At 44.0% G+C, this 3,810-nt stretch carries 3 protein-coding genes; all 3 read right to left on the bottom strand.

What is annotated here, in order from left to right; genetic code table 11:
• Positions 1 to 35 precede the first annotated feature (35 nt).
• The 3 genes from ACZ25G_RS07085 to ACZ25G_RS07075 all read right to left on the bottom strand — a co-directional run bounded on the left by ACZ25G_RS07085 (position 36) and on the right by ACZ25G_RS07075 (position 3,731).
• A complete protein-coding gene (locus ACZ25G_RS07085) occupies positions 36 to 1,136 on the bottom strand; it encodes a hypothetical protein (protein WP_342682774.1) in 1,101 nt (366 codons plus the stop codon).
• A gap of 150 nt (positions 1,137 to 1,286) precedes the next feature.
• Complete coding sequence (locus ACZ25G_RS07080; RefSeq protein WP_463681985.1) at positions 1,287 to 2,387, bottom strand: LPXTG cell wall anchor domain-containing protein; 1,101 nt, start codon at positions 2,385 to 2,387, stop codon at positions 1,287 to 1,289.
• Between the two features lie 249 nt (positions 2,388 to 2,636).
• On the bottom strand, positions 2,637 to 3,731 hold the full coding sequence (locus ACZ25G_RS07075) for a hypothetical protein (RefSeq protein ID WP_463681984.1): 1,095 nt from the start codon (positions 3,729 to 3,731) through the stop codon (positions 2,637 to 2,639).
• Positions 3,732 to 3,810 lie beyond the last annotated feature (79 nt).

Genomic DNA, 3,810 nt, shown 5'->3' with positions numbered 1-3,810 from the left:
AAAAAGGACCAGCCATCTGGCTGGTCCTTTTTATTTTATGACTGCTGAGTTGTGGTCGGAATATAGGCGTCATAGATATAAAATGCCCTGCCTATTGCATCCAACGCCTGGGAAACCAGATATTCTTCTGGAGAGCTATATCCCTCCGAGGTGCCGTCTCCAGCGTCGATAATAGGCAATTCTTCCAATGGCTTGGAGGAAATAATAAAGGAGCCCAGCTTATCTGTAGTAAAGGATACATGGCTCATTTCAGGAGAATACTCGGCCTGATCGGTGTAAAGAACCAGTCTCCCGTTTTCATAGCGGTAAACATAAGCGTGACTTTCTCTATAATCAGAAAACTCATCCATCTCCACCGAAATGGTAGCTGGTGAAGCTAGATCCCGTGTATCCCAGAACATAATGGTGGATAAAACACCATCAGTATTATAATGCTCGCTGACAGGGGTAATACTTTTTTTAACGGCAAAAAGATTGATTTCATCCTGGATTTGGCTGTTATGAAAGGCCACTGAATACCCGTCAAAGGAAAACTCAATATCCTTGCCCAAAGCGGCTTTCATCCCTTCTGCCGTAATGTTGGCGCAATCGGGATTTTCCATCACCCCATTGTTATTGCTCAGCGCCTGTAGAACTTGCCCGCTGGTAATCCCATTGCTTTGATTCAGCTCGGTCATCTGAATATCATCGAATACATATTTCTCCCTTGTGATCCCACCATAGGCAGTTTCCACCGTACGGGTAGCACTCACTTGTAACTCAAAGGTTGGAATATTCTCCAGCGCCGTCGCATTGGTTATGGTCAGCCGGACAACCCAGTAACCCCGATCCTCATCAAAGAAAGCCCTTGCTTCACATCCGCTTCTGCCAAAAATTACATCAGCATGGACAATATCCCCAGGCTCCGCGCTGTTCATCGGCTCTTTCCGATCGAAGGTACGAAGTCTTACATCATCACTGGACTCATCTACATAGCAAAAGATTAGATCTACGTATTCATTGCCGCTCTCGTCCACCCTTTCATCAGTTTTATAAAGCAGGTACATATCCTGCTCCACTGTGATAGCCATTACCGGCACAATCGTCACAATAAGCAAAAGTGCCGCCACAAGCAACACAGCAATCTTCCCTTTCATGGCCGCACCATCCCTTCTCTTTTTTCTTCATTATACTCCGCATTCTGCCTGGATACAATGACATAAATCTTAACAATCCACTAAAAAGGGAGCGAAAGACGGTAGTCCGTCTTTCGCTCCCTTTCATAGATCCCATACTAAAAAATTATATTATTTCTTTTTCAGTGCCACAAAGCCAGCCGCCGCTGCGACAACTGCACCAGCTACCGCAAGACCGATTACATCGTTAGCACCTGTGTCAGGATTCGCTTTGTCAGAATCGGTAGTTGTTGTAGAGCTATCGGTAGAAGTGTCTGTTGTGGTCTCACCAGTAGTTTCATCAGTTAGAGGCTCTGCAGAAATGACCAAACTACCCAGCTTATTAGTCTCAAAGGTAACGGTCGATCTGGAAGAGTCATAGGTGGCATTATCGGTTACCAGGGTCAGGCCGTCTCCCTCTACCCGATAGACATAAGCCTGATTAGTCACATGGGTGCTGGAATACTCAGTGCACTCCATCTCTACCGTAATGCTGACCGGCAGATCATTCTTGTCCTTGAAGTCCAGGAAGCCCAGAATCTTATCCTCGCCGTACCTTTCCACCAGATTATCAATTCTCTCGGTAGATGCACGGAAGTTCAGCGCATTGCTGATACCGGAGCCAATGTGTAAGGTATAACCATCATAGGGGAACGCAAAAGTTTCGCCAGAATTGATGGCCTCGAAAGCATCAGCGGAAACAACATATCTGTAGTTTCCATCGTCATCCAGGGTATCAACATCGGTGTCATTGATACGTGCGGTATTGATGTCATTTGCATCAATTGTACCATAGTCTTTGACTACCAAGGTCAAATCACCAGAATAGGTGTTGCCATCAGCATCAACGCCTTCGACATGCAGCACAGTGTCGTAATCTTTGACCGCTGCAATATCCTGGGTCTTCATCTGAACCATCCAAACATTGGTTGGATTATTCCCTTCATCGTCAAAATAGAAGGCAGGAGTATACACTGTGGTGGAGCCTTGAGTGATCTCCGCACTGGTGATCTCAATGTTGCTGTCTGCCTGGTCATTCGCATAAGGAATGACATAGAAGGTGTCCCCGTTTACATAAGCGACATTACCCCCGGCATCGACATCGATCATTTCACCATCACTGCCTAAGATGCTAAAATGGTCAATGGTATAATCCACATTGATACCAAAGGATACGGTAGCCATTCCTACACACATGGCAACAGCAAGGATAATGGCTAGCATTTTTTTCATAATGATACCTCCTTAAAAAATATCCAAGAATGCTCTTGTAGGTTTTATTATAATGCTTATTTTTCTTATTTTCAATATAACTCTGATATTATTTTGTTACAATTTTGCAAATTATCGCTCAAATTATCCGATATTTTAAGCATTTTATCTAATATTTAAATCATTTAATTTGAAATATTAATCCTTAAAATAACAAAAAATATGGGAAGGCCAAAGGTCTTCCCATATTTTTTGTTATTTTTTATCCAATTATTTTTTCATTGCTACAAATCCAGCCGCTGTTGCAACGACCGCACCTGCAACTGCCAGACCAATTAAATCATTGGCGCCGGTACCTGGGTTGTTTTTGTTAGAAGTTGTGGTACCTGCATTGCCACTATTGTTAGTAGTAGTGGTGGTAGTAGGAGTTGTGGTAGAAGCGCTGTCTGTCAGAGGCGCTGCAGAGATTACCAAGCTACCCAATTTGTTGGTCTTAAAGGTAACGACATCTCTTGCCGCATCATACTTGGCATTGTCAGTCACCAAAACCAGCTTGTCGCCTTCAATTCTGTAGACATAGGCTTTATTGGTTGTATGTGTAGAAGAGTACTCGGTGCACTCCATCTCTACGCCAATCTCTACAGGGAGGTCATTCTTGTCCTTGAAATCCAGGAAGCCCAGAATCTTATCCGCGCCATATTTTTCTACCAATTTGTCAATCTTTTCGGTGGAGGCACGGAAGTTCAGTGCATTGCTGATCCCAGTACCTACATTCAAAGTGTATCCGCTATAGGGGAATGCAAAAGTCTCGCCGGATTTGATTGCTTTAAAGGCTTCCGCGGAAACGACATAACGGCCCTGGGTAGCTACTTCAAAGTCGCCATCAATTCTTGCTTTGTTGATATCGTTCTCATCGATAATGCCAGTATCTTTCACAATTAAAGTCAAATCGCCGACATATTTGTTTCCCGCAGCGTCTTTACCCTCTACATGGAGAACCATGTCATAGTCTTTGACCGCCGCGATGTCTTTGGTCTTCATCTGAACCATCCACACATTGGTGGGATTGTTACCCTCGTCATCGAAGAAAAATGCCGGGGTATAAACAGTGGTAGAACCTTGAGTTACCTGGGCTTTAGTGATCTCGATGTTGCTGTCAGCCTGATCATTTGCATAGGGGATAACATAGAAGGTGTCTCCCGCTACGTAAGCGACATTGCCGCCTGCGTCCACATCAATGGTTTTGCCATCGCTGCCCAGAATGCTAAAGTGATGGATGTCATAATCCACATCGATACCGAAGGCTACAGAAGCCATGCCGAAACACATGACAACTGCCAGCATCAGTGCCAATACTTTTTTCATTGTTGTGTTCCTCCTAGCTTACATAAATTTACGGAAGGGATTTCCTTTCCACATCTCTTATTATAACCATTTATTTTTC

This window comes from Zongyangia sp. (assembly GCF_965361945.1).
Note: the sequence above shows the minus strand (reverse complement) of the source record. Positions and strands in the feature narration are given on the sequence as shown.